Annotated in this window: 2 protein-coding genes; both read right to left on the bottom strand. The window is 73.0% G+C overall.

Going from position 1 to position 3,988, the window contains the following annotated elements; all coding sequences use genetic code 11:
• Positions 1-2,461: non-ribosomal peptide synthetase (locus MBSD_RS15615; RefSeq protein WP_201797485.1), on the bottom strand; the 2,461-nt coding region annotated here is incomplete at its 3' end.
• On the bottom strand, positions 2,458-3,988 hold a 1,531-nt coding region (locus MBSD_RS10835), incomplete at its 5' end, for an aminotransferase class III-fold pyridoxal phosphate-dependent enzyme (RefSeq protein WP_114693256.1). The genes MBSD_RS10835 and MBSD_RS15615, both read right to left, overlap by 4 nt.

The following is a 3,988-nucleotide window of genomic DNA, read 5'->3' as shown; positions in this document are numbered from 1 at the left end:
CGGGGACGCCGATCGGGCAAGGCTGCCGCTGCTCGTCGAGCACCAACACCTGCGTGTTGGCGATCGGCGTGCCGATGGCGATGCCGGCGCGCGGGTCGTGCGCGCGCCAGTAGGTCGAATACACCGTGGTCTCGGTGGGGCCGTAGCCGTTCCACACCTCGCCGCAGCGCGCCAGCAGCGCCTCGGCGAGGTCGGGCGCCAGCGGCTCGCCGCCGCTGACGGCGCGGAAGCCGGGGCGTCCGTTCCAGCCTGCGTCGAGCAGCAGCCGCCAGCCGGACGGCGTGGCCTGCATCATCGTCGCGCCGCTGGTTTCCAGCAGGCGGCGCAGCGCCGCGCCGTCGCGCGCCGTGTCGCGGTCGGCGACGACGATCTCGGCGCCGACCGCCAGCGGCAGCATCAATTCCATGAACGCGATGTCGAACGACAGCGTGGTCACCGCGACCAGCACGTCGTCGGCGTCGATGCCCGGCGTGCGCCGCATGCTCTCGAGGAAGTTGGCGGTGGCGCGGTGCGGCACCATCACGCCCTTCGGCTTGCCGGTGGAGCCGGAGGTGTAGATCACGTAGGCGATCGAGTCCGGCGCGGCGGCGGCGTCGTCGTCGCGCGGCAGGCGCGTCGCCGGCAGCGCGTCCAGCGCGGCGTCATCCAGACGCAGCAGTTCGGCGCCGGTATCCGCGAAGCGCTCGACCAGTGCGGACTGGGTGACCAGCACGCGCAGTCCGGCGTCGTCGATCATGGTGGCGAGGCGCTCGGCGGGAAAGCCGGGATCCAGCGGCACGTAGCCGGCGCCCGCCTTCAGCGCGCCCAGCACCGCGGCGACCATGTCGGCGCCGCGTTCGACGGCGAGGCCGACCAGCGCGTCGCGGCGCACGCCGCGCGCGCGCAGCGCGTGGGCGATGCGGTTGGCGCGCGCCTCCAGCGCGGCGTAGCTCAGCCGCGTCTCGCCGTGGCGCACGGCCGTGCGCGCCGGGCTGCGGTCGGCCTGCGCCTCGAACCACGCGTGCGCGAGCCGCCGCGGGTCGTACGGCGTCGGCGCCGGCTGCAACGCGCGCAGCTCGGCCAGGCCCTCGGCGTCGACGATCGGCAGGCGGCCGACCGCGGTGTCGGGCGCCGCCGTCGCCGCGCGCAGCAGCTCGGCGTAGCCGCGCAGCCAGCGCCGCACGCTGGCGGCGTCGAACAGGTCGCGGTTGTACTGGCACTCCAGGCGGATGCCGCCGCCGACCTGCGCGGCGTTGACGAACAGCTCGAAGTTCTCGTAGCTGCGCGCGTTGGCGGCGAACTCGAACTGCAGCCCGGCGAACGGCGCCGCGGCGTCGCTCAGCCCCTGGTCGAGATTGAACAGCACGGAGACCAGCGGCAGCCGGCCGGGGTCGCGCGCCAACGGCAGTTTCCGCAGCAGCGTGCCGAAGGTGTATTGCTGGTGCTCGTAGGCGTCCAGCACGGCGGCCTTGACCGCGTCGAGCAGCGCGTCGAAGCCGGCGCCCGCGTCCACCGCGGTGCGCAGCGGCAAGAGGTTGACGCAGTGGCCGACCAGCGCGTCGTGGCCGCCGACGGCCTGGCCGGCGGCGGGGATGCCGATCACGATGTCGTCCTGGCCGCCGATGCGGCGCAGCAGTGCGGCGAAACCGGCCAGCAGCGCGGCGAACAGGCTGGCGCCGCGGCGCGCGCCGGCGCGCTTCAGCGCGGCGATCAGGTCCGCGTCCAGCCACAGATCCTCGCGCGCCGAGGCGAACGTGCGCCGCGGCGGGCGCGGACGGTCGGTCGGCAGTTCCAGCACCGGCAGCGGACCGGCGTAGCGCTGCAGCCAGTAGCGCTCGTCGGCGGCGAACTGCGGGGTGTCCGGGAGCGCCGCCTGCGCCAGCGCGTAGTCGGCGAACGCGTCCGCCGGCGGCAGCGCCGGCGGCGCGCCGGCGGTCCAGCCGCTGTAGAGCGCGGCCAGATCGCGCACCAGCACGGCGAACGACCAGCCGTCGCAGACGATGTGGTGCGCGGTGAGGAGCAGCACGTGCTCGTCGGCGGCGAGGCGCAGCAGCTCCGCGCGGAACAGCGGACCGCGTTCGAGATCGAACGGCGTCTCCACCGCGCGCCGGCGCGCCTCGGTCAGCGCGGTTTCGCGCGCGGCGGCGTCCATGGCCGACAGGTCGGCCAGCGGCACGTCCAGCGCGACGCGTTCGGCGACGCACAATTCCTCGCCGCCCGGGCCGATGGTGGAGCGCAGCGCCTCGTGGCGGTCGACCAGATCCTGCAGCGCGGCGCGCAGCGCTTCGACGTTCAACGCGCCGCGCAGGCGCAGCGACACCGATTCGTTGTAGGCCAGCGAGGCTTCGCGGCCGAGACGGTCGGCCAGCCACACTTCGCGCTGCGACTCGGTGGTCGGCACCACCCGCGCCAGTGCGGCGCCGGCGAACGGGTCGTAGTCCACGCCCGCGGACGAAACGTTCGGCTGTCCCTGCGTCGTCATGCGCCCACCTTCATGTATTTGCCCGGCACGTCCGGATCGGGAACGAACCAGGCGGGTTTGCCGTCGATGTCGCGGCCGAGGCGCGCGCCGGGCACCGGCGGCCGCGAGGCGTCCAACGCCGCGCGCGCGGCCACGCGCCGCGGCAGGAATTCGGCTTCCTGCAGCTCCAGCACCGAATCCTTGAACGCCTTGGCGACCGCGATGAAGTCCTCCTCGCGGTGCGCGGTGGTGAAGAAGCAGGGGAAGTTGTCGAGGATGTGGACGCCGCGGCTGCGCATCATCGCGAACAGCAGGTCCTGCAGCGGGTGGTCCTCGGTGAACTGCGTCTTCCACACCGAGGCGAAGTGCTTGACCTCGACCGGCGCGCCGACCTCCCTGCAGAACGCGTTGAGGTCTTCGGCCATCGCCGCGGTGCGCGCGTTCAGCCGCGCCTGCAGCTCGGGGCCTTCCCGCTTCAGATGCTCGAGCACCGCGTGCGCCGCCGCCAGCGCCAGCGGATGGCGCACGAAGGTGCCGGCGAAGTAGGTGACGCCGACGGTCGGCACGGAGTCGTCGCCGAAGCGCCACTGGCCGCCGTCCAGCGCGTCCATGTATTCGCGCTTGCCGGCGATCACGCCGATCGGGTAGCCGCCGCCGACCACCTTGCCGTAGGAGCAGAGATCGGCGTCGATGCCGAAGATCTCCTGCGCGCCGCGCGGATGCGAGCGGAAGCCGGTGACCACCTCGTCGAAGATGAACAGCGTGCCGGACTCGCGCGTCAGCGCGCGCAGCTCGTGCAGGAATTCGCGCGGCTGGAAGTCCGGCCGCCGGCTCTGCACCGGCTCGATCAGCACCGCGGCCAGCTCGTGCGCACGCTCCTTCAGGATGCGCAACGTTTCCGGCGTGCCGTAGTCCAGCACGATCACGTTCTCGGAGGTGTTGCGCATGATGCCGGGCGCGGCCGGCACCGCGCGGCCGCTGCGCGTGCCGCGCACGATCACCTCGTCGAAGATGCCGTGGTAGGAACCGCTGAAGATCGCGATCAGGCTGCGCCCGGTGACCGTGCGGGCGATGCGCACGCAGCCCATCACCGCCTCCGAGCCGGTGTTGCACAGCGCGGCGCGGTCGAAGCCGGTCAGCTCGCAGACCTGCCTGGCGACGACGCCGGCCAGCGGGTGCTGCGGGCCGATCTCGTAGCCGAGTTCGAGCTGGCGCCTGACCGCCTCCAGCACGAAGTCCGGCTGCCAGCCGAACAGGCTCATGCCGAAACCGTTCAGCGCGTCGACGTACTCGTTGCCGTCGAGGTCCCACAGCCGCGCGCCCTTGGAGCGCTCGATCACGATCTGGTAGACGATCTCCTTGATCAGCGGCCGGAAGCCGTTGACCACGCGCGGATCGGCGAGGTGCGGGCGGTGCTGCTCGGTGTATTCCTTGGAGCGCCGCGTGCGCGCGACGTAGCGGCGCATGAAGGCGTCCAGGCGCGCGCGCTGGCGTTCGGTCAACTCGATGCCGCCGCTGTGGATGCGCGCGATCGCGCCGAACGCCTTC

It is taken from the genome of Mizugakiibacter sediminis, assembly GCF_000953855.2.
In the GTDB taxonomy this organism is placed as follows: Bacteria; Pseudomonadota; Gammaproteobacteria; order Xanthomonadales; family Rhodanobacteraceae; genus Mizugakiibacter; species Mizugakiibacter sediminis.
The sequence above is the reverse complement of the archived record's forward strand: the minus strand, read 5'-3'. Positions and strand labels throughout refer to the sequence as shown.